This window comes from Planococcus donghaensis, from assembly GCF_001687665.2.
Lineage (GTDB): Bacteria > Bacillota > Bacilli > Bacillales_A > Planococcaceae > Planococcus > Planococcus donghaensis.
On sequence record NZ_CP016543.2, the window covers coordinates 552,783 to 577,949 of the forward strand.

At 42.4% G+C, this 25,167-nt stretch carries 19 protein-coding genes and 2 riboswitches; of the genes, 15 read left to right on the forward strand and 4 right to left on the reverse strand.

The window, feature by feature from the left end:
* Positions 1-152: 152 nt before the first annotated feature.
* The gene (locus BCM40_RS02920; RefSeq protein ID WP_065527237.1) at positions 153-788 is read right to left on the reverse strand and encodes an NAD(P)-binding protein; all 636 of its coding nucleotides are present in this window, start codon (positions 786-788) and stop codon (positions 153-155) included.
* 257 nt (positions 789-1,045) lie between these two features.
* Positions 1,046-1,152, forward strand: a riboswitch (SAM riboswitch).
* Between the two features lie 134 nt (positions 1,153-1,286).
* On the opposite strand from BCM40_RS02920, the gene sat reads away from it, so the two are divergent.
* From sat to metH, 12 genes are all read left to right on the forward strand, one after another.
* Positions 1,287-2,450, forward strand: a complete 1,164-nt coding sequence (gene sat / locus BCM40_RS02925; RefSeq protein WP_065527236.1) for a sulfate adenylyltransferase — start codon at positions 1,287-1,289, stop codon at positions 2,448-2,450.
* Between the two features lie 17 nt (positions 2,451-2,467).
* Positions 2,468-4,246, forward strand: coding sequence for an SLC13 family permease (locus tag BCM40_RS02930; RefSeq protein WP_065527235.1), 1,779 nt, complete (start codon positions 2,468-2,470; stop codon positions 4,244-4,246).
* A gap of 12 nt (positions 4,247-4,258) precedes the next feature.
* Complete coding sequence (gene cysC / locus BCM40_RS02935) at positions 4,259-4,861, forward strand: adenylyl-sulfate kinase (protein WP_065527234.1); 603 nt, start codon at positions 4,259-4,261, stop codon at positions 4,859-4,861.
* A 28-nt stretch (positions 4,862-4,889) separates the two neighbouring features.
* Positions 4,890-5,603, forward strand: a complete 714-nt coding sequence (locus BCM40_RS02940) for a phosphoadenylyl-sulfate reductase (protein ID WP_065527233.1) — start codon at positions 4,890-4,892, stop codon at positions 5,601-5,603.
* 86 nt (positions 5,604-5,689) lie between these two features.
* Positions 5,690-6,466: a uroporphyrinogen-III C-methyltransferase gene (gene cobA, locus BCM40_RS02945; RefSeq protein WP_065527232.1), complete on the forward strand. Its 777-nt coding sequence runs from the start codon at positions 5,690-5,692 to the stop codon at positions 6,464-6,466.
* 13 nt (positions 6,467-6,479) lie between these two features.
* Positions 6,480-7,232, forward strand: a complete 753-nt coding sequence (locus BCM40_RS02950) for a sirohydrochlorin chelatase (protein ID WP_065527231.1) — start codon at positions 6,480-6,482, stop codon at positions 7,230-7,232.
* Between the two features lie 22 nt (positions 7,233-7,254).
* Positions 7,255-8,064, forward strand: coding sequence for a uroporphyrinogen-III synthase (locus BCM40_RS02955; protein WP_065527230.1), 810 nt, complete (start codon positions 7,255-7,257; stop codon positions 8,062-8,064).
* A gap of 68 nt (positions 8,065-8,132) precedes the next feature.
* A complete protein-coding gene (locus BCM40_RS02960) occupies positions 8,133-9,968 on the forward strand; it encodes an assimilatory sulfite reductase (NADPH) flavoprotein subunit (protein WP_065527229.1) in 1,836 nt (611 codons plus the stop codon).
* A gap of 69 nt (positions 9,969-10,037) precedes the next feature.
* Entirely contained in the window at positions 10,038-11,753 is a 1,716-nt protein-coding gene (cysI, locus tag BCM40_RS02965) for an assimilatory sulfite reductase (NADPH) hemoprotein subunit (protein ID WP_156851247.1), read from the forward strand.
* Positions 11,754-12,123: 370 nt separating this feature from the next.
* Positions 12,124-12,741: a hypothetical protein gene (locus BCM40_RS02970; protein WP_065527228.1), complete on the forward strand. Its 618-nt coding sequence runs from the start codon at positions 12,124-12,126 to the stop codon at positions 12,739-12,741.
* 188 nt (positions 12,742-12,929) lie between these two features.
* Positions 12,930-13,034: riboswitch (SAM riboswitch) on the forward strand.
* A 70-nt stretch (positions 13,035-13,104) separates the two neighbouring features.
* Positions 13,105-14,964: a bifunctional homocysteine S-methyltransferase/methylenetetrahydrofolate reductase gene (locus tag BCM40_RS02975; protein WP_065527227.1), complete on the forward strand. Its 1,860-nt coding sequence runs from the start codon at positions 13,105-13,107 to the stop codon at positions 14,962-14,964.
* Positions 14,945-18,382, forward strand: a complete 3,438-nt coding sequence (gene metH / locus BCM40_RS02980) for a methionine synthase (protein WP_065527226.1) — start codon at positions 14,945-14,947, stop codon at positions 18,380-18,382. Before BCM40_RS02975 ends, metH begins: the two co-directional genes overlap by 20 nt.
* 263 nt (positions 18,383-18,645) lie before the next feature.
* Here the strand turns inward: metH and msrB are convergent, their stop codons facing one another.
* Positions 18,646-19,785: a peptide-methionine (R)-S-oxide reductase MsrB gene (gene msrB / locus BCM40_RS02985; protein WP_065527225.1), complete on the reverse strand. Its 1,140-nt coding sequence runs from the start codon at positions 19,783-19,785 to the stop codon at positions 18,646-18,648.
* A gap of 220 nt (positions 19,786-20,005) precedes the next feature.
* Between msrB and BCM40_RS02990 the strand changes: the two genes are divergently transcribed.
* Positions 20,006-21,013 carry an LLM class flavin-dependent oxidoreductase gene (locus BCM40_RS02990; RefSeq protein ID WP_065527224.1) on the forward strand — a complete coding sequence of 336 codons (1,008 nt, stop codon included), beginning with the start codon at positions 20,006-20,008 and terminating at the stop codon, positions 21,011-21,013.
* A gap of 49 nt (positions 21,014-21,062) precedes the next feature.
* On the forward strand, positions 21,063-21,341 hold the full coding sequence (locus BCM40_RS02995) for a hypothetical protein (RefSeq protein ID WP_065527223.1): 279 nt from the start codon (positions 21,063-21,065) through the stop codon (positions 21,339-21,341).
* 21 nt (positions 21,342-21,362) lie between these two features.
* Here the strand turns inward: BCM40_RS02995 and BCM40_RS03000 are convergent, their stop codons facing one another.
* Positions 21,363-22,391 carry an NADP-dependent oxidoreductase gene (locus tag BCM40_RS03000; RefSeq protein WP_065527222.1) on the reverse strand — a complete coding sequence of 343 codons (1,029 nt, stop codon included), beginning with the start codon at positions 22,389-22,391 and terminating at the stop codon, positions 21,363-21,365.
* 181 nt (positions 22,392-22,572) lie between these two features.
* Between BCM40_RS03000 and BCM40_RS03005 the strand changes: the two genes are divergently transcribed.
* The gene (locus BCM40_RS03005; RefSeq protein ID WP_065527221.1) at positions 22,573-23,697 is read left to right on the forward strand and encodes an NADH-dependent flavin oxidoreductase; all 1,125 of its coding nucleotides are present in this window, start codon (positions 22,573-22,575) and stop codon (positions 23,695-23,697) included.
* 65 nt (positions 23,698-23,762) lie between these two features.
* Here BCM40_RS03005 and BCM40_RS03010 read toward each other — a convergent pair whose 3' ends face one another.
* A complete protein-coding gene (locus BCM40_RS03010; protein WP_065527220.1) occupies positions 23,763-25,091 on the reverse strand; it encodes a TrkH family potassium uptake protein in 1,329 nt (442 codons plus the stop codon).
* Positions 25,092-25,167: the final 76 nt, after the last annotated feature.

The window sequence follows — 25,167 nt, forward strand, 5'->3', positions numbered from 1 at the left end:
TTTAAATCTAACTTTCGGGGTGTTTTTATATGGCGAAATATAGTGAAGAGTTTAAGATGAGCAACGCTTTAAAGATGCGTTGGCAGACTCTGATTATTCAACAAAAATTCTATTTAGCTAAGGATTTTCAGCAAAAGAAAAATGGCTTACTGTTAGTCTATATTTTGTTTCGTCTTGTCTACAAGCAACTGTAATTCACGAAGTGTCTGCTGCTGAATAGCGTCCTGTAAAAAGGATTCATCTAGAAATGTGCGCAAATAAGCTTTTTTGTCAGGACTAGAAATCCTGGCTTTTTTTATGAGCAGCCTAGCAGCAAAAAGAAATTCGAGGTATTGGTCATAGCGGTCATCGAATTGATTAGCCAATTCTTGGTTAATTTTTTTTGCGAGCATGGGGCTTGCCCCATTCGTTGACACCGCAATACTCAATTTTCCTCTTGTGAAATGAGCGGGAAAATGAATGTTGCCGAACTCAGCTTCATCAACAGCATTCACTAAGCAATTTGGGGGAGCCGCTTTTCGTGCAGCTACATTACTAACGGGGTCATTCGTTGCAACAATCAGCATAAAAGCTTTTTCCAAATCTTGATACTCAAAATTTCTCGGCTTCCAAGTGACCAGTTCTTGATCTGCCCATCGGATTATTTCAGCAGTCGCAGTTGGACTAATGACAGTCAATCTTGCCTCTTGATCAACCAAACGTTCAAGTCTACGTGTTGCTATATGTCCGCCTCCAACAACGACTACTTCTTTGTTTTTTATATCAATCATGATGGGGATTGTCGTCATGTTTTCTGCCTCCTTTATGCATTTAATACTAGCAAATAAATTCTAAGAAGAGTTATAAAAATAAATAATTCGCTGAATTCTTAAAAAAATAAGCACTACAGTGGAGCATTATTCGCATGACGTTACTGTTTGTGATTGATTTTTTGCAAATATAAATATAAAAAAACTTAAAACATAGTTTGACACTCGGAATAGTATAATATATACTTTGTGAAATCAAACATTTCAGACAATTTTCACTAACAATTGAATAGACGTTCTTATCAAGAGAGACGGAGGGATTGGCCCTGTGATGTCTCAGCAACCCTCCTTTAAGGAAACGGTGCTAACTCCAATAGGCTTGTTTTAGCCTAGAAGATAAGAAGATTGTTTGGCTTTTTAGGACCTTCTTCTTATTGAAGAGGTCCTTTTCTTTTTGCCTGAATGTCTGGATAGTTTGGTCTCAGAGCGCTTTTTCAAGAACTAACACGTAGAAAAAATCACATTGGAGGTAATATCATGACAAGTAAAGCACACGGTGGAGATTTGGTAAATAGACAGTTAGTCGGCACTGCAAGGGAACAGGCGTTGAAAAAAGCAGCATCTCTTTCTTCGATATCCATTTCGGATTGGGCTATCTCAGATTTAGAGTTGATCGGTATTGGCGGCTTCAGCCCATTGACAGGCTTTCTTGGACAAAAAGATTACAGCAGTGTTTTACAAACATCACGTCTAAGCGATGGCACGGTTTGGAGCGTGCCGATAACGCTGTCCGTTACAGAAAAAGAAGCGGACCGCTACCAAATCGGCGACCACATAGCCTTAAAAGGCGAAGATGGAATTATTTATGGCACGCTCGAGTTAACCGAAAAGTATAGTTATGACAAAGTATTAGAAGCTGAAAAAATTTACGGTACCACAGAAAAAGCGCATGCAGGTGTAGAGAAATTATATACACGTGGAAAGATTTACTTGGCAGGTCCGATTATCTTGTTGAACCGTCCAGATCACAGCGAATTCGCAGAGTTTCATCTAGATCCTCTTGAAACGCGACAGTTGTTCAAAGACCTTGGCTGGAAAACAATTGTTGGTTTTCAAACACGTAACCCGGTGCATCGTGCGCATGAATATATTCAGAAAGCCGCCTTGGAAGTAGTCGATGGCTTGTTGCTAAATCCATTAGTTGGTGAAACCAAATCAGATGATATATCCGCCGCTGTTCGGATGGAAAGTTACCAAGTCATTTTGAAGCATTATTATCCGCAAGACCGAGCACGTTTAGCCATTTATCCTGCGGCTATGCGTTATGCCGGTCCAAAAGAAGCTGTTCTCCATGCCATTGTCCGGAAGAATTACGGATGCACGCATTTTATTGTCGGACGTGATCATGCAGGTGTCGGAGATTATTATGGCACATACGAGGCACAGGAATTTATCAGTCAATTTGAAGATGAATTGGGTATTCAAATTTTTAAATTCGAACATTCTTTTTACTGCAATTCTTGTGAAAATATGGCGACAGCCAAAACTTGCCCCCATGATGCAGAACACCATGTTCATCTAAGTGGGACAAAAGTTCGTGAATTACTTCGCAACGGAGAAAAGCCACCGAAGCAATTTTCCCGTCCGGAAGTAGCCGATGTGCTGATCAAAGGCTTGCGGGAGACCGTAATTAGTAACTAATTAGAGGGTGGTTGCCTATGTCAGTCCAAATGATTTTTGTGCTTATTGTCATTGTCGGCATGGTCAGTGCGTTACTTTTTGAAATTGCTCGTCCGGATATGATTGTGTTTTTGGCATTGGTAGTCTTGCTGCTATCTGGAATTTTAACGACAGAAGAAGCATTGCGTGGGTTTTCAAATCCAGGAATGTTGACGATTGCCTTGTTGTTTATCGTAGTCGGTACTGTGCAAAAGCATGGCCTAATCGATCAGATGATGATCAGTTGGCTGAATAAAGGAAAAAGCTTGAAAGGTTCATTGTTTCGCATTTTCCTTCCATTGCCTTTGATTTCTGCTTTTTTGAATAATACGCCCATCGTAGTGACGTTAACACCATTATTGAAAAAATGGGCTGAAGAACGCAATATTGCCCCTTCTAAAGTATTGATTCCTTTATCGTATGTAACTATTTTAGGTGGCACCATCACTTTGATGGGAACTTCTACTAATTTAGTCGTTCATGGCATGTTGATCGATTATGGTCTAAAAGGATTTTCGCTGTTCGAATTAGCCATTGTCGGAATTCCCATCACCATTGTGGGATTGATTTATTTATTTACAGTTGGCAATATGCTGTTGCCTGAAAATAAGGGATTCAGTAAACAAGTTATAGAAGATTCACGAAACTATATTGCTGAAATGATGGTCGAAGAAATATTCCCGCAGATCAATCAAACAGTAGAACAAGCTAGACTGCGAGAGTTGAAAGGGGTGTACTTGATCGAAATTATTCGTGGCGAGACACGGATTTCCTCGGTTAGTTCCAAAACCGTCATTCAAGCCGGAGATCGCTTGATTTTTACAGGGCTGATTTCCACGATTACTGAACTTCAAAAAAGAAAAGGCTTGAAGTTAAAAACCGGAACCGATTTGCAATTGGATGATTTAAAAAATGGCAATACGCAGCTTGCAGAAGCAGTTGTTTCACATGAATCAACCCTGTTGTCGAAAACCATTAAACAAGCTCAATTTCGCTCACGTTTTGATGCAGGCGTTATGGCGGTGCATCGCAATAATGAACGCATTAAAAGCAAAGTCGGAGATATTATCTTACGGCCAGGTGATACCTTGTTGTTGCTTGCTGGAGCAGATTTTGTCGAGAAATACCAGCAATCCAATGATTTTTATGTGGTTTCCTCTATGAAAACACCAAAATCTTTGCAGGAAAGCCGTTTGGTCGGTTGGTTTTCTTTACTCGTGTTAGTGACCGCGATTGGCTGTGTTATTACAGGATGGTTGACGATGTTCAAAGCGATGGCGTTAGCAGTAATTCTATTGCTAGTAACCAAATCAATTTCTATGGAAGATGCAAAGAATGATGTGCAGTTTAACGTGTTGCTACTGATTGCGAGTGCATTCGGCGTTGGAGCAGCTATGACAAAAACGGGTTTAGCACAATGGATGGCAGATGGCTTATTAGCGGTCGGACAACCATTCGGACTGTTGGCAATTTTGATTTTGATTTACTTATTGACTAGCGTTTTTACAGAGTTGATCACTAATAGTGCTGCAGCAGTCTTAATGATTCCAATAGGTATCGAAATGGCTAGCTATCTGCAACTCGATCCAATGGGTTTTGCGGTTATTATCACCATTGCCGCTTCTGCTAGTTTTATTACACCTATCGGCTACCAAACCAACTTAATCGTTTATGGACCGGGTGGCTACAAGTTTATGGACTACGTCAAAGTTGGGACGCCACTGAGCATGTTGGTGATGACGGTAACCATCACAATTGTTTACTATTACTGGTTTTAGGAGGAGAAAAAGATGAGCAAAGCAACCAATATTGTTTGGCATGAATCGACTGTTACAAAAGAAAACCGACAAAAATTAAATAATCACAAAAGTGGGGTGCTCTGGTTTACCGGATTATCGGGATCGGGAAAATCGACAGTTTCTGTCAACCTTGAAAAAGAAATTCATGCGCTCGGAATACGCACTTATTTGCTCGATGGTGACAATGTCCGTCATGGTTTAAACAAAAACTTAGGGTTCAGCCCAGAAGATCGCACTGAAAATATTCGTCGAATCGGTGAAGTTGGCAAGTTAATGACGGATGCAGGTGTTTTGACTTTGACCGCTTTTATCTCACCGTATCAGGAAGACCGTGCTCAAGTTCGTGCGCTACTTGAAAAAGATGAATTTATCGAAGTATATGTAAAATGCGGAATAGAGACGTGCGAAAGTCGAGATCCAAAAGGTCTTTATAAAAAAGCAAGAACTGGTGAAATCAAAGGGTTTACCGGGATCGATGCCCCATATGAAGAACCGATAAATCCAGACATTACCATTGAAACTGATAAGCAGACTGTAGAGGAGTCCGTACAGGTTATCATCGAATATTTGAAAAAAGTCGGATATCTCGGCTAATGAATTTTAGCTAAAGGAGGAATGTGGGATGAGCCATGCATTACTGTATGAGCACTTTACAGAAGATCCGTTTAAAAACCTGGTGCCAAACGATGATTTAAAAGGTGCTGCAGATGTGTTGCGGTGGGCCTATGATTCTTATGGTGAGGACATTGTTTATGCTTGCAGCTTTGGGGCTGAGGGCATGGTGTTGATTGATTTGATTTCTAAAGTGAAAAGCGATGCAGAAATAGTGTTCTTAGATACAGATGTTCACTTTGACCAAACATATCAATTGATTGATCGTGTTAAAGAGCGTTATCCAACATTGAATATTCGGATGAAAAAACCACACATCACGTTACAGGAGCAAGCCAATCAGTTTGGCGATAAACTTTGGGGAAGTCAGCCAGACAAATGCTGTGACATCCGTAAGGTCAAGCCACTAGAACAAGCACTTTCTGGTGCAAAAGCATGGATTTCCGGCTTGCGAAGAGAGCAATCGGCAAGCCGCAGCCAAACCGATTTTATCAACAAAGACAATCGCTTTAAGTCGATTAAGGTTTGTCCACTGATTCACTGGACATGGGACGATGTCTGGCAGTATATCCATTTGAATAGCTTAGAATACAATGTTTTGCATGATGAGGGGTATCCGAGTATCGGTTGCAAACATTGTTCGTTCGCAGTTACCACTGAAGGAGACAGTCGTGATGGCAGATGGCAAGGTTTCACAAAAACAGAATGTGGTCTACACACATAATTCTACCGGAAAAATATTATAAACTAACGATCAGAAAATGACGCACTCCTCGTTTCTCTGATTAAAAAAAGGAGTCTAGGAAGCTTATGAAAAAAGTTTATTTAGTTGGTGCGGGTCCAGGCGACCTTGATTTAATCACAGTGAAAGGCTTGAAGGCGATTCAAAAAGCCGATGTCATTTTATACGATCGCTTAATCAACAACGAGTTGCTAGACGAGGCGAAAGAACAAGCGCAATTGATTTACTGTGGCAAGAAGCCCGATAACCATTCATTAAAACAAGATGAAATCAACGAGCTGCTGTGCCGTTTTGCACTCCAAGGAAAAACGGTAACCCGTCTTAAAGGGGGCGACCCATTTGTTTTTGGCAGAGGAGGGGAAGAAGCAGAAGCTCTGGTCAATCACAACATTCCATTTGAAATTGTTCCGGGCATTACAGCAGGAATCGCAGCACCCGCCTATGCAGGGATACCAGTAACTCACCGTGATTATAGTTCGTCAGTAGCTTTTATTTCTGGCGTTAGCAAAGTAGGTATAGATCAAGAAGCGTACTGGGAGCATGTGGTCAAAAGTATGGATACACTGTGCATCTATATGGGTGTCAGCAAACTCCCTGAAATCTGCAGCCGATTGATGCGCCATGGCTTAAAAGCTACAACGCCAATCGCTTTAATTGAATGGGGAACGACAGAACGCCAGCGAACCGTCACCGGTACATTAGCAGACATTGTCCGACTGGCACAAGATTTCGAAAACCCGTCGATGATTGTGGTGGGAGAAGTGGTTCGTCTGAGAAGTAAATTGCAATGGTATGAGCAGTTAAAAGATGAAAAACAATTTCAGCTTGCCGCCTATGTAGGATAAAGGAGTTGAAGATATGCAGGCTGTATTATACGTAAGTCATGGAAGTCGTGTTAAAGAAACGCGTCAGGAAGCTCTAGCGTTTATGGAGCAAGTATACAAAAATGTGGATGTGGTTCTTCAAGAAACGTGTTTTTTGGAGTTGGCGAGTCCGGATATTGCTACAGGAATTGACAGGCTGGTTCAACAAGGTGCAACGAAAATCGCTGTTGTGCCGGTATTGCTGTTAAGTGCGGGACATTATTACAAAGACATTCCAGACGAAGTGAAAAAAGCAATTGTGCATTATCCAATGATTTATTTTACTTATGGCAAACCACTCGGTGTTCAAGATCGCTTAGTTAAGATTTTAGTTGAGCGTTTAGAGGAAACAGGAGTAGCACGTTTGACAGACGCGAGAATTCTACTAGTCGGAAGAGGGGGCAAGAGTTCTGAAATCACTCATTCGATTGAAAAAATCGCCACGGAATTGGCTATCAAAATCGACGTGGAAAACGTAGATGTCTGCTATTTAGCAGCGAATACACCAACATTTGATGAAGGGCTACAAGTAGCTATCCGTTCTGGTAGCAAACAGATTTTTGTGCTCCCTTATTTGTGGTTTACAGGAAAGTTAGTGCAATCTATGGATCAGAAAATTAGCGAGTTATCTTCAGGAAACCCCGACATCCTGCTTTGTGGGTATTTAGGGAATCACCCAGCTATGGTGACTGCCCTCACTGAACGTGTGCATGAAGCTATACAAAATGAACAGCAATTAGCAGAGTGAATAAAGAAAGGAGCGACTGCGTATGAATGGATTGGCTGGAAAGAAAATAGGAGTGGCAGCAGTTCGTGCAGCTAAAGAAATCAGCGTGTTGATTGAAAAACAAGCTGGTACGCCAGTCATTTTCCCAATTCAAGGACGTCAGCGGCTAAACGAAGCCATTAGCGCACAGAATATTACGGATTTTTTAGGTGAATCTTTTGACTGGGCCATCTTTACGACAGGGATCGGTGCAAGAACATTAACGGATTGCGCAACCACTATGGGCCTTCACTCTCTTTATGTAGACAAGCTGAACAACACTAAGCTAGCAGTTCGTGGCAGTAAAACGATGAAGTGGGTCAAAGAAAAGAAGTTAGCCCCAATTTATGTTTCAGAAGATGGCACCATGAGTAACTTACTTGCAACTTTAGCACAAGATTTTAAAGATAAAAGCCCGCAACGAATTTTTTTACAAGCCTATAACTTAGATGATCACAAGTTAAAAAAGATTTTGGAAGAAGAGGGTCACTCTGTTTACTTGTCTCGACCTTATGCTTACGAAAAACCAGATCCCTTGGTCGTGAACGGCTTAAAGCAATCGATTGTTGAACAGTCTTTAGACGCTATTGTTTTTACGAGTAAAACGCAGGTCAATAACATTTTTGGTGACCAACAACAGCCAAACTTGATCAATGCTTTTAATGACCGTGTGTTGGCAGTTGCTGTCGGAAAAGTAACTGCCAGTGCACTAGAAAGTCAGGGTATCAAGCAAGTGCTGCAACCAAATCATCAAAAGATGGGCGCCATGATCGTAGCGATTGAGCATCATTACAGGCGACTGGCAGAGAATTAACTAAGAGCGCTTTGCAAAAAATCTATTCACAAATTATAGAAAAATAAAACGATTTCGAGGTGAAGAATGTGCAATTACAAACAATGAACAGTCCGTTTGACCAAGAACAAATAGAGCTTATCAATCGCTTGTTGCCTATGTTAACAAACAACCAAAAAATTTGGTTGAACGGCTATTTAGCTGGCACCCAGTCAGCTGCTTCAGTAGCTGTGGAAGAACAACCCGGCTTGGAATGGTATGCCGAGCAAGCCGAAGTTATAGCTACCCGCGAAGTCACTATTTTGGTTGGCTCTCACACGGGCAACTGCCACACCGTTGCCAACGGCATTTCAAAAAAACTGCAAGAAAATGATTACCAAGTCACGCTTACGCCAATGGATGAGTTTAAACCAAAAGACTTGAAAAAAGTTGAAGATTTGCTGGTCATTACGAGCACGCATGGCGATGGTCATCCGCCAGATAATGCGTTAAGTTTCTATGACTTCTTACACAGTAAGCGGGCACCAAAACTTGAGCATGTTCGTTTTTCAGTACTTTCTCTTGGAGACAGCTCCTATGAATTTTTCTGTCAGACTGGAAAAGATTTTGATCAACGTCTCGAAGAGTTAGGCGCAAACCGCTTCCATTCACGTATCGATGCAGATTTGGATTTTGAAGAAACAGCAGCAGAGTGGTTTGCAGGTGTATTCAGTATTTTAAACAAAGCAAAAGAAACCGATCGGCCAAGTGCTTTAGCAGATGTTGCTGCACAAAATACAGCCTCCATCAGCCAACCAATTTACTCGCGCAACAATCCGTTCCATGCCGAAGTTTTGGAAAACATAAATTTAAATGGTCGTGGCTCGAACAAAGAAACCCGTCATTTAGAGCTCAATCTCGAAGGCTCTAGTCTTCAGTATGAACCAGGGGATAGCTTAGGAGTGATTCCAAAAAATGAAGAACAGCTGGTGGATCAGTTACTTTTGGTAACAGATTGGAATCCGGATGAAGAACTTGTTATTAACACACAAGGCGATACGGCTTCATTGCGCGATGCATTGATTACGACCTTTGATATCACGAGTTTGTCGAAACCCTTGCTTAAAAAAGCAGCAGCTTTTGCAAACGGGAATGCGTTAGCAAATTTATTGGCTCCTGAAAACAACGAACAGTTACGGACTTATATACATGGCAGAGATTTGATTGATTTGACTCAAGATTTTGGTCCATGGCAAGTGCCGGCTGCTGAATTTATAACCATACTGCGTAAAATACCTGTTCGATTGTATTCGATTGCCAGCAGTTTAAAAGCAAATCCAGAGGAAGTTCACCTGACTGTGGGTGCTTTGCGTTATGAAGCAAATGGACGCCAGAGATCGGGGGTTTGCTCGATACAATGCGCAGAACGTGCCGACGTTGGAGAAACTTTGCCGGTATTTATCCAAAGTAACAACAGTTTCCGGTTACCTCAAAATCCAGATACACCTATTCTCATGATTGGTGCCGGTACCGGTATCGCTCCTTACCGTGCATTTATGGAAGAGCGGGAAGAACTCGATATTCCAGGAGAGGCGTGGTTGTTTTTTGGAGAACAGCATTTTGTTTCTGATTTTCTTTACCAGACGGAATGGCAGCGGTGGTTAAAAGATGGGGTTCTGACGAAAATGGATGTTGCTTTTTCTCGTGACACAGCCGAGAAAATTTATGTTCAGCACCGTCTGTTAGAAAAAAGCAAAGAAGTATATCAATGGCTAGAAGCGGGTGCCAATGTTTATGTTTGCGGTGATGAAAAATACATGGCGAAAGATGTTCATGCGACGCTTGTAACGATTCTTGAACAACAAGGCAATATGAACGCAGAACAAGCAGAAGCTTACTTAACTTCTATGCGTAGCAATAAGCGTTATTTGCGTGATGTTTACTAAGTACATCAGCTATTAACTTCGAATTTGTCTTTATGTGCATGAATTTTTCAATAACGAAAGGAGCTTCTTATGAAAATAAAAAAATTGACCGACATTAAAGGCACACCAAGCGAAATGGAAGTCATTAAAAATCAAACCAATTATTTACGGGGCAACCTAGTAGAGAGTTTTGCAGAACGTTTGACGGCTTCCATCCCGGATGATGATGGCAAGTTGCTGAAGTTTCATGGCAGCTATATGCAAGATGACCGAGATATTCGCAATGAACGCAATCAGCAAAAATTAGAACCCGCTTATCAATTCATGATTCGAGTTCGCTTGCCATCAGGCATTGCAACGTCCCACCAATGGCTGACAATGGACAAGCTAGCCAATACTTATGGCAATGGAACGTTAAAATTGACGACACGCCAAACTTTTCAAATGCATGGCATTTTAAAATGGAATATGAAAAGCACCATTCAAGAAATGAACCATGCGTTGATGGACACTATTGCCGCTTGTGGGGACGTCAATCGAAATGTCATGTCAACATCCAATCCGTATCAATCGGATGTTCACAGCGAAGTATACGAAATTTCGCGCCGATTAAGCGAACATCTATTGCCTAAAACAAGAGCCTATCATGAGATTTGGCTAGATGAAGAAAAAGTGATCGACAGTAATGAAGCTGAAGTGGTTGAGCCAATATACGGTCATTTATATTTGCCGCGAAAATTTAAAATCGGTTTTGCAATTCCGCCTGCTAATGATGTGGACATCTATTCTCAAGATCTAGGGTTTATTGCCATTTTAGAAAACGGCAACCTACAAGGCTTTAACGTTACAGTGGGCGGAGGTATGGGCATGACGCATGGTGATCCCACGACGTATCCACAATTAGCATGCGTTATTGGATTTTGTCCACCAGAGAAAGTTAACGCAGTTGGAGAGAAAATCCTCACCATTCAACGAGATTACGGCAACCGCTCCGAGCGAAAAAATGCACGCTTTAAATATACCGTTGATAGATTAGGGCTAGACTGGATTAAAGAAGAGCTCAATACACGTCTTGGCTGGGAGTTGGAAGCTGAGCGTCCATTCCACTTTGAACGCAATGGCGATCGTTATGGGTGGATCGAAAGTGATGGCAAGTGGCATTTGACGTTATTTATAGAAAACGGCCGCGTTAAAGATTTTGACGGTTATCCATTAATGACAGGACTTCGCGAAATTGCCCATATCCATACGGGTGAATTCCGTTTAACCGCCAACCAAAACTTAATCATCAGCAATGTTTTGGAAAAGAACAAAAAAAACATTGATGCACTGGTTGAGCAATATGGACTGACCGATGGTAAAGAAAATTCTGCATTGCGGAGAAATTCAATGGCTTGTGTAGCCCTACCAACTTGTGGACTGGCGATGGCTGAAGCAGAACGGTACTTGCCAGTATTGGTTGATAAAATCGAAGAAATACTGGAGCAAGCGGGTCTTCGGGATGAGGAAATCATCATTCGCATGTCTGGGTGTCCAAACAGCTGTTCACGTCCAGCTTTAGGTGAAATCGGTTTTATCGGCAAAGCACCGGGCAAATACAATATGTATTTGGGAGCTGGTTTTGCAGGCGACCGGCTAAATAAACTATACCGTGAGAATATTGGCGAAGAAGAAATTTTAGCGACATTAAAGCCTATTTTCTTCCGGTATGGGAAAGAGCGATATGACAATGAGCATTTTGGCGATTTCGTCGTTCGCGCGGGTTATGTAGCACCGGTCACATCGGGACTTCACTTTCACAGCTAGTCAATCGGATCAAGTAATTGGCTAAAACTCATCGCAAAAAAAGACGGAGAAATGAACTTTTTCTTCGTCTTTTTTGTTGTCTTCAGAAATTAGAAAGCGTTAGTGTGGATTGATAGCAGAGTTTTTTGTGTAGAGCTATTGGTTTAGTGCGAGCTTTACAGGCTCCGAGTTGAGAGAAATTTGAAACGGCATTGATTTTTCGAATGTTACACGGATTATCAGTGTCTTGTGAATGTAGAAATTTCATACTTATGAAAAAAGTGACTTCTAAATAGTCTTTTTTTCACGGATAAAAAGAACTATCTCTTTTGCGTAAATATGATTATGATAGAAATAAGTAATCACAGATGGATGCAAAGGGGATAGCGAGATGAATTGGTTGCCGAGAAGAAAAAATAAGGTGACAACTTTTTGGGAATGGTTTGTTGTAAACGAGCATGCATACCTTGAACTAGAAGGTACTGGCAGGATTAAACTATTGAACCAATTGGAAAAGAAGTTGCAAAAAGTAAACAAACATTTGGCTTTTGAAATGGGCGAAATTCGAGAGGATGGCAAGCGAGAGTTTGTTATTAGTGCGGATGGCATGGTTGAAGCTTTTGACGATGTTATCGAATTAGTAAAGCAAGCTCCTAAACTTAGTGCTTTTGACATTATTGCCTTTCGCCAGAAACAAATGGAAGAAGTATCGATTGCATATGGTGATATCGAATTGGGGTGGGACGATCTTTTTTGTACATATGAAAAAGAAGACAACAATGGCGAACTCAATTTAATCCTTTATGTTAAAGGCTTTAACGAAGAAAATGAAGACGAATTTGTTTCAGCTTCTTTTATTCTACTAGATACGATTATTGGAGAATACAATGTAGGAATGCACATTGGAGAAATCGAATTTACCAATTACATGGGTCAACCCAATGCACGACCGGTAAAAGAATTGCAAAATTTGTTTTTAACAAATCAATTAACACAATGTGGATCATAAAAAACGAAAAGCCCTGTCCAGAACTTTTATTCTAGATGGGGCTTTATCTATTGATTAGATCCTGTATGGTTTTGATGAAATGTATTTTAAGTGATTTCACAGAAAGTTCATTGTTTTTCGATAGATTATCTTGACCTGATTGCTATATCCATGTACTATACTAAGAATACTTATAACTAAATAGTGAATTCTTATCAAGAGAAGTTGAGGGACTGGCCCTACGACACTTCAGCAACCAGCCGCAAGGTAAGGTGCTAAATCCAGCAGGCAAAAGACGGCCTGACAGATGAAAAGGAACGAGTTTGATATCGTAAAGCCTTCTTTTCATGAAGGCTTTTTTTGTTTATAAAAGGGGGTTAATAGATGGGGTTAATAGATGAGTTAAAGACAAGAATTTTAACAGCAGATGGCGCCATGGGGACCTTGTTGTATTCATATGGCATTGAGTATTGCAATGAAGAGTTGAATTTGCAACGCCCCGAAATTGTTGAGAAAATCCATCTCGATTATATTAAAGCAGGGGCCGATATTATCCAAACCAATACGTATGGGGCGAACGCACTGAAACTAGCTCGATACGGATTGGAGTCTCAAGTTGCAGAGATCAATAAAGCTGCCATTGAGATTGCCAACCGAGCAGCAGCACCAGGGGGACAATTTGTCTTTGGCACGATTGGTGGCATTCGTGGTATCCGCAAAAGTGATGCCAGTTTGCAAGAAATTATTGCGATGGTTGATCAGCAAGCCACTCATTTACTCGAAGGAAATCCAGACGGGTTATTGTTAGAAACTTATTACGATTTTGAAGAACTCGCAGCGACCGTGAAACATTTAAAGAGCATTACCAATACACCGTTAATCGCCCAAGTGTCGATGCATGACCCAGGGATTTTGCAAAATGGCATGTCATTAAACGATGCGTTGCATCAATTAGAATCACTCGGGGCCGATGTTGTTGGAGTCAACTGTCGTTTGGGGCCTCACCATACGATTCAAGCTTTTGAAGAAGTGACATTGCCTGAAAAAGCTTTTCTGTCAGCTTACCCAAATGCCAGCTTGCTGGATGTGGAAGATGGACGAATTGTTTATGAATCAGAGGCCGATTATTTTGGACGTGCAGCTTTATTGTTAAGAGAAGAAGGCGTTCGCTTGATTGGTGGCTGTTGTGGGACGACGCCAAAACATATTGAAGCCGTGAAAAAGCATCTAGGTCAACTAGCGCCGATTGTTCATAAAAAAGTAACCGAAAGAAAACCAATTGTTATTCGTGAAGCAGAAGCATTAGAAGTAAAGCCGCTTCACGAAAAAGCAAAAACGGAACGAACCATTATTGTGGAACTTGATACACCGCGTCATTTAGACGTTACGAAATTTTTAGAAGGCTCGGTTGCGTTAAAAGCAGCGGGAGTAGATGCTGTGACGATGGCCGACAATTCACTCGCTTCACCACGCATTAGCAATATGGCGATGGGGTCGATTTTAAAACATACAGAAGACATTCGTGCACTTGCTCACATTACATGCCGCGACCGCAATTTGATTGGTTTGCAATCGCATTTGATGGGCCTTGATGCACTTGGCATACACGATATACTCGCAGTCACAGGTGATCCGACTAAAGTAGGTGATTTCCCAGGAGCGACAAGCGTTTATGATGTGTCGAGTATGGAATTGATTCAATTAATCAAGAAGTTGAACGAAGGCATTTCATTTTCCGGAAAATCGTTACGGAAAAAAGCCAATTTCTCTGTTGCCGCCGCATTCAATCCGAATGTCCGCGTGCTTGACCGAGCAGTAGCAAGACTCGAAAAGAAAATTGAAAGTGGCGCGGATTATTTTATTTCGCAACCTGTTTATACGAAAGAAAAAATTACAGAAATTTACGAAGCGACCAAACATTTAGAAGCGCCAATTTTCATTGGGGTTATGCCGTTGACCAGTATTCGCAGCGCAGAATTCCTGCACAATGAAGTACCGGGCATAAAGCTGTCAGATGATGCGTTAGCACGCATGCGGGCGTGTGGCGATGACAAAGACCGAGCAACTGAAGAAGGCATTCAAATTGCAAAAGAATTAATCGATACCGCAGCCGAATTATTCCATGGAATTTACTTGATCACGCCATTTGTGCGTTACGATATGACCGTAGAACTGATTCACTATATTCGTCAACTAGATCAACAGAAAGAGAGCGATCGCAACCATGTCCAAGCATCTTATTGAACAACAACTCGAAAAAAGAATATTGATCATCGACGGAGCCATGGGAACGATGATTCAAAACGAAGATTTGTCTCCTGAAGATTTTGGCGGAGAGGAATTTGATGGTTGCAATGAATACTTGAACATTGTGCGTCCCGATGTTATCAAAAATGTTCATACCGCATATCTTGAAGCAGGAGCCGATATTTTGTGTACCAATACGTTTGGTGGAACGCCGATTGTCTTGGACGAATACGGAATTGGCGACCAAGCGGCGGATATTAATAGACGCGCAGTCGAAATTGCGAAAGATGCGGCTGCTGAATTTTCCACCCCGGAATGGCCGCGTTTTGTGGCAGGTGCGATTGGACCTACAACGAAAACCTTGTCTGTTACAGGAGGGGCTACGTTTGATGAAATGCTAGAAAACTTCTATGTGCAGGCAAAAGCATTAGTTGAAGGCGGCGCCGATTTGATTTTATTGGAAACTAGTCAAGATATGTTAAATGTTAAAGCTGCAACGATCGGGATTAACCAAGCGTTTGAAGAAACGGGCATCGAATTGCCGATTATGGTGTCAGGCACCATCGAGCCGATGGGAACGACACTGGCCGGTCAAAGCATTGAAGCATTTTACATTTCGATTGAACATGTCAAACCCCTATCAGTCGGGTTGAACTGTGCCACGGGTCCAGAGTTTATGACTGATCATATTCGGTCATTGTCCGAGCTGTCGGATGGCTATGTGAGTTGTTACCCGAATGCCGGCTTGCCCGACGAAGACGGTCATTACCATGAAACGCCAGAATCGCTTGCAAAAAAACTGCGTGGCTTTGCGGATAAAGGCTGGTTGAACGTGGTCGGCGGTTGTTGTGGGACAACCCCTGCACATATTAAAGCAGTTCGAGAAGCAATGGACGGGTTGCCACCGAGAAAACCAGATCCGATCGAGCATGGTCATGTTGTATCTGGAATCGAGCCGTTGCAATACGATGAAACGATGCGTCCTTTGTTTATCGGAGAACGAACCAACGTAATCGGTTCTCGTAAATTCAAACGATTAATCATTGATGGACAGTTTGAAGAAGCCGCTGAAATTGCTCGTGCGCAAGTAAAAAATGGGGCACATGTCATTGATATTTGTTTAGCGAATCCTGACCGTGATGAAGTTGAAGACATGACTAATTTTATGAAAGAAGTCGTCAAAAAAGTGAAAGTGCCGCTGGTAATTGATTCCACAGACGAAGAAGTCATTGAAGTGGCGCTGAAATTTTCACAAGGCAAAGCGATTATCAACTCTATTAACTTAGAAGACGGAGAAGAGCGTTTTGAAGCGGTCATGCCGCTTGTGAAAAAATACGGAGCAGCCGTTGTAGTGGGGACGATCGATGAAGTAGGAATGGCTGTTACACGCGAACGTAAACTCGAAATCGCAGAACGTTCTTACGATTTGCTAGTTAATAAATGGGGACTAGCGCCAGAAGATATCATTTTTGATCCACTTGTTTTTCCAGTCGGAACAGGAGACCAACAATACATTGGTTCTGCAGTTGAGACGATTGAAGGCATTCGATTAATTAAAGAAAAGCTGCCGCGTACGTTAACGATTTTAGGTGTTAGTAACGTATCATTCGGCTTGCCGCCGGTTGGACGTGAAGTGTTGAACGCGGTGTATTTGTACCATTGCACACAAGCGGGCTTGGATTATGCCATCGTTAATACAGAAAAACTAGAACGTTATGCATCGATTCCGAAACAAGAAATTGATATGGCCAATGAACTGCTGTTTACCACTACAGATGATACGTTAGCTGACTTTACAGCTTTTTACCGCGATAAGAAAAAGGAAAAAACCGAAGACGATATCCCGAAAACGGTACCGGACCGGTTAGCTTACTACATTATAGAAGGAACAAAAGAAGGCTTGATTCCAGATTTGGAAAAAGCGTTGGATATGTACGATGAACCGCTTGATGTCATCAACGGACCTTTGATGAAAGGGATGGCCGAAGTAGGTCGATTGTTTAATGACAATCAATTAATTGTGGCCGAAGTGCTGCAAAGTGCAGGCGTTATGAAAGCAGCAGTTTCATTCCTTGAGCAGTTTATGGAGAAAAAAGAAGACGATTCCGGAAAAGGGAAAATCGTTTTGGCGACTGTAAAAGGTGACGTTCATGACATCGGCAAAAACTTAGTGGAAATCATTTTGAGCAATAATGGCTTTAAAGTTATTGACGTCGGCATTAAAGTAACACCGGCTACGTTAATCGAAGTGATTCGAAAAGAAAAGCCGGATATGATTGGTTTGTCAGGTCTACTCGTCAAATCAGCAAAACAAATGGTCATCACTGCACAAGATTTTAAAGAAGCGGGCATTGATGTACCCATTTTAGTAGGCGGTGCGGCGTTATCAAGACGCTTTACGGAAACGAAAATTTCAGCGGAATACGACGGACCGGTGATTTACGCAAAAGACGCGATGCAAGGACTCGACTTGGCGAACCGTTTACAAAGTGGCGCAGGAAAAGCAGAGTTGTTGTTGGAGTTAGATGCGCAGCAAGAAAAACGTCAAGCATCTGAAGCTATTCGTGCAGCAAAACCGGCCGTGGCGGTTGCTGAAAAACCAGTGAAAACCGTGCGTGAAGATGTCACAGTTTACGTACCAAACGATTTGCGTCGTCACGTATTAAAAGATTATTCAGTGGCTCATTTATATCCATATGTTAATATGCGCACATTGATTGGTCATCACCTTGGGTTAAAAGGCTTTAGCGAGAAAACTTTAGCAAAAGGCGATCCGCGTGCTGTTCAGCTTCATGAACTGGCAACTGAGTTTTTAGGTTCTGGTGTATTAAAGCCGTCCGGGATGTATCAATTTTTCCCGGCTCAAAGTGATGGAGACGATGTCATCGTTTATGATCCGAAAGACGGCAAAACGGAAATCGAGCGCTTTACTTTCCCGCGTCAATCGGCTCCTCCGTTTTTATGTTTGTCCGATTACTTAAAATCTGTCGACAGTGGCGAAATGGATTACGTCGCCTTTATGCAAGTAACTGCAGGGTTTGGTGTACGCGAGCAAGCAACACGCTTGAAAGAACAAGGCAAGTTTTTAGAAAGCCATGCACTGCAAGCAACGGCGCTTGAACTAGCAGAAGGCTTTGCCGAACGCATTCACCAAGAAATCCGCGACCAATGGGGCTTCCCGGACGCAACAGATTTCTCGATGCGCGACCGCTTTGCTGCTAAATACCAAGGACAACGCTTCTCTTTTGGATACCCCGCGTGTCCGAACTTAGAGGATCAAGCCAAATTATTTAACTTGATCAAACCCGAAGACATCGGTGTTCACTTAACCGAAGAATACATGATGGACCCTGAAGCATCCGTGTCCGCAATTGTATTTGCGCATCCGGATGCGAGATATTTCATTGTGGATTGATAGAAGAAAAGCGGAAGCAGCCGGGTAGATTCGACGGGCATAAGACGCACTGGCGAAGCGGCGTTCTTTGCCGCACAGCCAGAGTGGCTTATGACCCAAGAATCTGGCTGCTGGAGTCTGGACAAAGAAAAGCGTAAGCGCCCGTGCCGGCGGAAAATGCCCGCCTGGAGCAAGCTCTTAATTCCTGAAACAGTTAAAACCCCGAACACCATTTGAAAAATGGTGTTCGGGGTTTTATGTTTTCATTTAGTAATGACAGGCAATTAATTTACTTTATCCAACAAGAAGCCATAGCCTTGTGCTTCCATATCTGCTTCAGGAACGAACAGCAACGCTGCACCGTTCATGCAATAGCGCAAGCCGCCTTTGTCTTCGGGGCCATCGTTAAAGACATGCCCTAAGTGACTGTCTCCTGCGCGACTTCTAATTTCGGTTCGTTTCATAAAGAACAAACCGTCATCATGTTCAGTCACTACGTCAGGATCAATCGGTTTTGTAAAACTCGGCCATCCGGTTGTGGAATCGTACTTGTCGGCAGAAGAGAAAAGCGGTTCTCCTGTCGTGATATCCACATAAATGCCCGGTTCATAAAAGTCGTCGTATTCACTTGAAAAAGCGCGTTCCGTATCATCTTCTTGCGTAACAGCATATTGAATATCTGTTAATGTGGCTTTTAGTTCGTCGTCACTTGGTTTTGGGTAAAGTGCAGGATCGATTAACGACTGCGCATCTTCACCTAATTTTTGATCTTCTAACGTATCAAATTCGACGTGACAATAGCCATCTGGATTTTTTTCGAGATAATCTTGATGATACTCTTCAGCTAAATAATAATGATCCAGCATTTCAACTTCCGTAACAATTGGATCGTCGTAGCGATCTTCTTGAGCAGTTACCACTTGATCGATCACAGCTCGGTCGTCTTCATTTTCATAATAAATACCTGTACGGTACTGTTCGCCGCGGTCATTGCCTTGTTGATTTAAAAGCGTTGGGTCAATGATGAGGAAGTAATGGTTCAATACTTCTTCTAAATCCACACGTTCTGGATCATACCGGACATGGACCGTTTCAGCGTGGCCTGTATTTTCGCGAACCACTTCTTCGTAAGTTGGATTTTCCGTGTTGCCATTCGCATAACCTGATGTCACATCGTAAACACCGTAAACTCGTGACATATAAGCTTCGACGCCCCAGAAGCAACCGCCAGCTAAGTAAATATCTTGTAAGTTGTCTGTATCAAACTCGAGGTCTATGTTAGGGTTGTCTGGGAATTTGGAGGTACTTGTCGTTGTCCCTTGTCCAGAATCAGTGCCGCTGGACTCTGAAACATTTGCTGTTCCACAACCTGAAAGCAACAATAGCAATAAAATCGCAAATCCTGCGAATGTCAGTGTTTTCATAATAAAGCTCCTGCCTTTCATGGTGGAGTAATTTCGTTACAATTGTTATCTTAATTTTAATCCACTAGCCAATAAAAGAGGTACTGAGTCGATTCGGAAAAAACTGATAATTTGCACGGTCTGTCACAAAATAGATTTATTCAGTTACAGTAAGTCCGTAAAGTAGAAGCGGATTTGATTGCCGTGCTAAGATTTAAGCATTGTGAAAGGAGGCGGCCCCATGGTTGTATTGAACGTCTTAGATTATTCGCCAATTGATGAGGGGCAAACTTCGGTAGTTGCGCTTAAGCAAACGACCGAACTTGCACAGCTAGCAGAAGAGCTTGGGTTCAAGCGGTTTTGGGTAGCGGAACATCATAAAGTCGAGTCGGTCGCAGGCAGTACTCCCGAAATGTTGATGATGCATTTGGCGACGTCTACGAAAACGATTCGCATTGGCTCGGGCGGGGTGATGTTGCCGCATTACAGTGCATATAAAGTAGCGGAAAATTTCCGCATGCTTGAAGCGTTGCATCCGGGCCGCATCGATCTTGGTATTGGTCGTTCGCGCAGTTACCGCAACGTCAACGCAGCATTAAATGAAAGCAAAACAAAACGGTTGCCGTACGATCAACAAATAACGGATCTTCAAAAATATTTTTCGGATGATACGAAAAGTGAGCACCGCTTTCAATCGTTAGTGGCGATGCCAATGATCAATACAGCACCCGAAATGTGGCTACTTGGTACTGGGCTTGGTAGTGCGAAGCTAGCTGCTGAAAAAGGCATGAGTTACGCGTATGCTCATTTTGCAAAACCGTCAGGACAATCTGTCGATGTGGTGAACGCATATCGCGCGGAATTTCAGCCGTCGGTATTCTTACAGGAGCCAAAAGTGATTCTAGCTGTATTTGCAGTAGTTGCTGAAACGGCAGAAAAAGCTGAGAAGTTAGCGACTGCGTTTGATTTGTGGCTATTGTTTATTGAATCTGATTCGCCACCTCCTTATTATCCGTCAGCCGAAACTGCTCGAAAGCGTGGCTTTACTGCGAGTGAACAAGAAAAAGTGAACCGCAATCGTCGACGCATGTTGATTGGAACTGCAGAGCAAGTAAAAGAGCAGATTGAAGACCTTGCTGAACGATTTAGAGCAGATGAAGTCACCGTAATCCCGAATATTTCAGGTGCCGCTAATCGCATGAAAGCCTTGCGTTTATTGACGTCAGTTTTTGATTTGACTGGAAAATGAAACCATTTGTATCCTGCTGCGTATTATGTGAAAAAGCAGAAGGGTAGGCGTGGCAAATGGAAATCAAATCGAAAGAGAAAGAAAAGAAAGACCGCTGGTGGATTTTGGATGTTGTGGAATTTATAGTAGAGGGTTTGGAGCTATTATTTTTCTTGCCGCGCATGGTCTTTCGTTTTCTCAAAGATTTATAAGGGGTGTTGACGCTGTTGGACAGTATTTCTCGATATTGGACAGTATTCGGCTCGATTTCGACAGTATTTTATCCAATTCGGACAGTATTTCACCCAATCTCGACAGTATCGCCATTAAATGGAAAAAAGCCGCCTAGTTTAGGCGGCTTTTCTTCGTTTTATAGCTTTGCAAACTCAGGGTCTGCGACTTTTACTAATTGTTTGCCGAGATTCGTACCTTTGAACAAGCCAAGGAACGCTTCCGGGGTATTTTCAAAGCCTTCAACAATCGTTTCATCGTATTTCAATTTGCCTTCTTGCAGCCATTGCGTAAGTGCCGCAACACCTGCGGGTAATTCTTTTGCGTAGTCACCAAGCGTAAAGCCTTTCATCATTGTGCTGGTCCGAATAAACTGACCTTGCATGCGTGGACCAAGGTCTCCCTCTTCATTGTTATAAGAAGAGATAGCGCCGCACAATGAAATGCGTGCATGTTTGTTTAACTGACGAATCACGGCGTCGGAAATGTCGCCACCAACATTATCAAAGTACACGTCAACGCCATCAGGAAGTGCGTTGATCAAGTCTTCTTTAAAGCTGTCTTTTTTGTAATTCACAGCAGCGTCGAACCCAAGTTCATTGATCAAGTAATCGATTTTATCATCAGAACCGGCGATGCCAACAACGCGCGTTCCTTTAATTTTTGCGATTTGGCCGACAATCGAACCGACAGCACCGGCTGCGCCTGAAACAACCACCGTTTCGCCTGCTTGTGGATTCGCAATATCAAGCAATCCAAAATAAGCAGTAAGTCCAGTCAATCCTAGAACACTCAAGTGTGCCGTAATAGATGCAGCGGTTGGGTCAATTTTTTGCAACTTGCTGGCATTTGCTACATTATATTCAGCCCAGCTAAGATTGCTGCTGACAATATCACCTTTTTCAAATAAATCCGAGCGCGATTCGACGACTTCAGCTAATAGACCGCCAGTTAAAGCTTGGTTTAATTCGAATGGAGGGATATAAGATTTTACGTCTCTCATCCGTCCGCGCATATATGGGTCTACGGATAGGTAAAGTGTTTTTAATAGTACTTCATTTTCTGCGGGTATCGGAATTTCTTTTTCGACAAAATTAAAATCATCATTAGTTGGCATGCCTTCTGGGCGGTTCGCCAATTGAATTTCTTTATGTAATTGAGCTGTCATGAAAAATTCCTCCTCTAGATACGAATTCGAGAAAAGCGTACCACTCAGATAAAGGGCGGTCAAAAATAATGTACCAAAAAAACGATGCGAGCGCGTATTCTTGATTCCTTAAAATCCGTATGCTATTTTGAAATACCGATACCTTTCGGAAAAGAAGAGCACGAAGAAAAGAGGAACTTCCATGAAGCCATTATATAAAGAATTGTTTAACGAAATCACTTTGCCAAATGGCGTGGTGTTAAACGATCGTCTTGGAGTTGCACCCATGACGACGTATTCAGGAAATGAAGACGGTACGGTTTCTAATGAAGAATTGAGCTATTACAATCGCCGTGCAGGTCTCGGCAGTTTATATGTTACGGCGTGCATCGCAGTTTCAGAAAACGGCATTGCGTTCCCCAATCAGTTTATTGGATTTGACGATAGTGCATTGCCGCGCTTGAAACAGTTGGCAAAAGAGATGAAGTCAAAAGGCAGTAAAGCTATACTGCAAATGCAACATGGCGGTCGCCAGAGCAAGCCTGAATTGATTAAGGCAAACGAAACGGTAGCGCCAAGTGCTGTTCCAGGTGAAGTTGGAAAACCAACTCCGCGCGAATTGACTGAAGAGGAAATTTACGCGATTATCGAAGATTTTGGTGAAACGACAAGAAGAGCGATTGAAGCAGGCTTTGACGGTGTTGAAATTCACGGAGCGAATACGTATTTGCTTCAGCAATTTGTTTCATCCGTGACAAACCAGCGTCAAGATCAATGGGGAGGCACGCTTGTAAATCGCATGAGATTCCCTCTTGCCGTTATGAAAAAAGTTCAAGACACGGTAATCGAATATGCGGATGAGCAATTTATCGTAGGCTACCGCCTATCGCCAGAAGAAAACAATGAAAAAACGACAGGGTATACAATTGAAGAAACAAAAATATTGGTGGAAGAATTAATCGACCGTGGCATTCATTATATTCACGTGTCGTTGTTTGAATTTAAGAAAACACCAAAAGGCGCTGAACAAGGCGACAGCATCATTCGCATTTTAGCCGATCAAATTAAAGGCCGCGTCCCATTTGTAGCTGTTGGTAGTGTGAAAACACCAGAAGACGCTTTATCGGTCATCGCAGAAGGTGCCGACATTGTCGTGATGGGTCGCCAAGCATTGATCGATCCTGAGTGGACGGAAAAAATCAAACAAGGCAAAGAACAAGACATCAATCCTGTGATCAAGCCTAACATGGTAGGAACATTAGATATTCCACAAAACATGTGGCACTTAATCACGTCGTACGGCATGGTTACCGTTGCGGACAATTGATTAATAGTTTGTGAAAACATTTTAAAAAACGCAGTTCCGAAACAATCGGAACTGCGTTTTTGTGTTCACCCCGTAAATACCGGGTCATAAGGATAGCGGTAATTTTCTTTGCGCGGTTTCATCAAGATAAAGAACAAGGTTAATGGGCCAATGCGGCCTGTGAACATGACGATACTGAGTAAAACTTCGCCAATGCTTGTCATGTCTCCGCTAATGCCCATCGACAAGCCGACAGTTCCAAACGCTGAGACGACTTCAAACGCTAAAGGCAAGAACGGAATCTTTTCGGTAACGGTCAATAGGAACAAGAAAAAAACAACGAGCAAGACGCTAATCGTCGTGATGGCAAGCGACCGGATGACGGTTTCTAGCCGAATAGAACGGCCGAAAATTTCCGGTTCTCTCCGTGACCGCAAAAAAGAAAGGGTTGCGAGAATAACTACGATAAATGTGGTCAATTTAATACCTGAAGCGGTTGACGCACTGCCGCCGCCAATAAACATCAACAGCATCGTAAACAACAAAGTCGGGTCTTCAAGTGCCCCGTAGTCCAACATATTAAATCCAGCAGTTCGCGGCGTCACGGCACTAAAATAAGACGTCACCAATTTATCAAACAACGACATATTGCCGAGCGTTCCGGGATTGTTGTATTCCAATAGAAAAAACACCAACATGGCCAAACTATTTAAAATTAGGGTGCCGCCAACCATTAACTTTGTGTGCAGAGCCCATCGACGAATTGATTTTTTTTGTGAAACGTCCATAACAACAGTAAAACCAATGCCGCCAATGATGAACAATGAGGAGATCAATATCGTCACCATTGGGTCGCCAGCAAAACTCATCATGTTGTCAGGGAATAAAGAAAACCCTGCATTATTAAAAGCAGAGATGACATGAAAAATGCTGTAGTTGAGTGCGTCTTCAAAACCAAATTGGGGAATCCAGTAAATGGTTAGAAGGATTGTTGCGACAGCTTCTACGGTTAAAGCAAACGTCAAAATCAATTTGACGAGCTTCACGATGCCGCCGATTGAACTTTGTGTGAGTGATTCCTGCAGATAGATACGGTTTTGCAGACCAACTTTTTTGCGAAATAAAATAAGAATCGCGACCGCAAACGTCATCAAGCCGATTCCGCCGCATTGAATGAGGACAAGAAGAACCAACTCGCCAAAAGCAGTCAGCACAGTGCCAGGGTCAAAGACACTTAGCCCAGTCACAGTAGTAGCGGATGTAGCCGTGAACAAAGCATCCGTCCAAGAAATCGGTTGGGTAGTGGCGAACGGTAGCTTTAAAAGTAAAGTGCCCACTAAAATTAAAAACAAAAAGCTTCCAGAAATCACCAATGGTGGAGAAACGGTCATCCGCTTTTTTCCCCAGGAACGCATGCTAGACACTTCCTCATCTTATAGAAGTAAAATATGAGCCTACTTTATTCCTGTTTAAAGAAACTGTCAACAAAAT

Bases quoted from the DNA above. Each gene is read 5' to 3' on its own strand.
- BCM40_RS02930 (WP_065527235.1), top strand. From the start codon at position 2,468: ATGTCAGTCCAAATGATTTTTGTGCTTATTGTCATTGTCGGCATGGTC.
- cobA (WP_065527232.1), top strand. From the start codon at position 5,690: ATGAAAAAAGTTTATTTAGTTGGTGCGGGTCCAGGCGACCTTGATTTA.
- cysC (WP_065527234.1), top strand. From the start codon at position 4,259: ATGAGCAAAGCAACCAATATTGTTTGGCATGAATCGACTGTTACAAAA.
- BCM40_RS02975 (WP_065527227.1), top strand. From the start codon at position 13,105: ATGGGGTTAATAGATGAGTTAAAGACAAGAATTTTAACAGCAGATGGC.
- BCM40_RS02920 (WP_065527237.1), bottom strand. From the start codon at position 788: ATGACGACAATCCCCATCATGATTGATATAAAAAACAAAGAAGTAGTC.
- BCM40_RS03000 (WP_065527222.1), bottom strand. From the start codon at position 22,391: ATGACAGCTCAATTACATAAAGAAATTCAATTGGCGAACCGCCCAGAA.
- BCM40_RS02940 (WP_065527233.1), top strand. From the start codon at position 4,890: ATGAGCCATGCATTACTGTATGAGCACTTTACAGAAGATCCGTTTAAA.
- metH (WP_065527226.1), top strand. From the start codon at position 14,945: ATGTCCAAGCATCTTATTGAACAACAACTCGAAAAAAGAATATTGATC.
- BCM40_RS02955 (WP_065527230.1), top strand. From the start codon at position 7,255: ATGAATGGATTGGCTGGAAAGAAAATAGGAGTGGCAGCAGTTCGTGCA.
- BCM40_RS02990 (WP_065527224.1), top strand. From the start codon at position 20,006: ATGGTTGTATTGAACGTCTTAGATTATTCGCCAATTGATGAGGGGCAA.
- sat (WP_065527236.1), top strand. From the start codon at position 1,287: ATGACAAGTAAAGCACACGGTGGAGATTTGGTAAATAGACAGTTAGTC.
- cysI (WP_156851247.1), top strand. From the start codon at position 10,038: ATGAAAATAAAAAAATTGACCGACATTAAAGGCACACCAAGCGAAATG.
- BCM40_RS02950 (WP_065527231.1), top strand. From the start codon at position 6,480: ATGCAGGCTGTATTATACGTAAGTCATGGAAGTCGTGTTAAAGAAACG.
- msrB (WP_065527225.1), bottom strand. From the start codon at position 19,785: ATGAAAACACTGACATTCGCAGGATTTGCGATTTTATTGCTATTGTTG.
- BCM40_RS03005 (WP_065527221.1), top strand. From the start codon at position 22,573: ATGAAGCCATTATATAAAGAATTGTTTAACGAAATCACTTTGCCAAAT.
- BCM40_RS02970 (WP_065527228.1), top strand. From the start codon at position 12,124: ATGAATTGGTTGCCGAGAAGAAAAAATAAGGTGACAACTTTTTGGGAA.
- BCM40_RS03010 (WP_065527220.1), bottom strand. From the start codon at position 25,091: ATGCGTTCCTGGGGAAAAAAGCGGATGACCGTTTCTCCACCATTGGTG.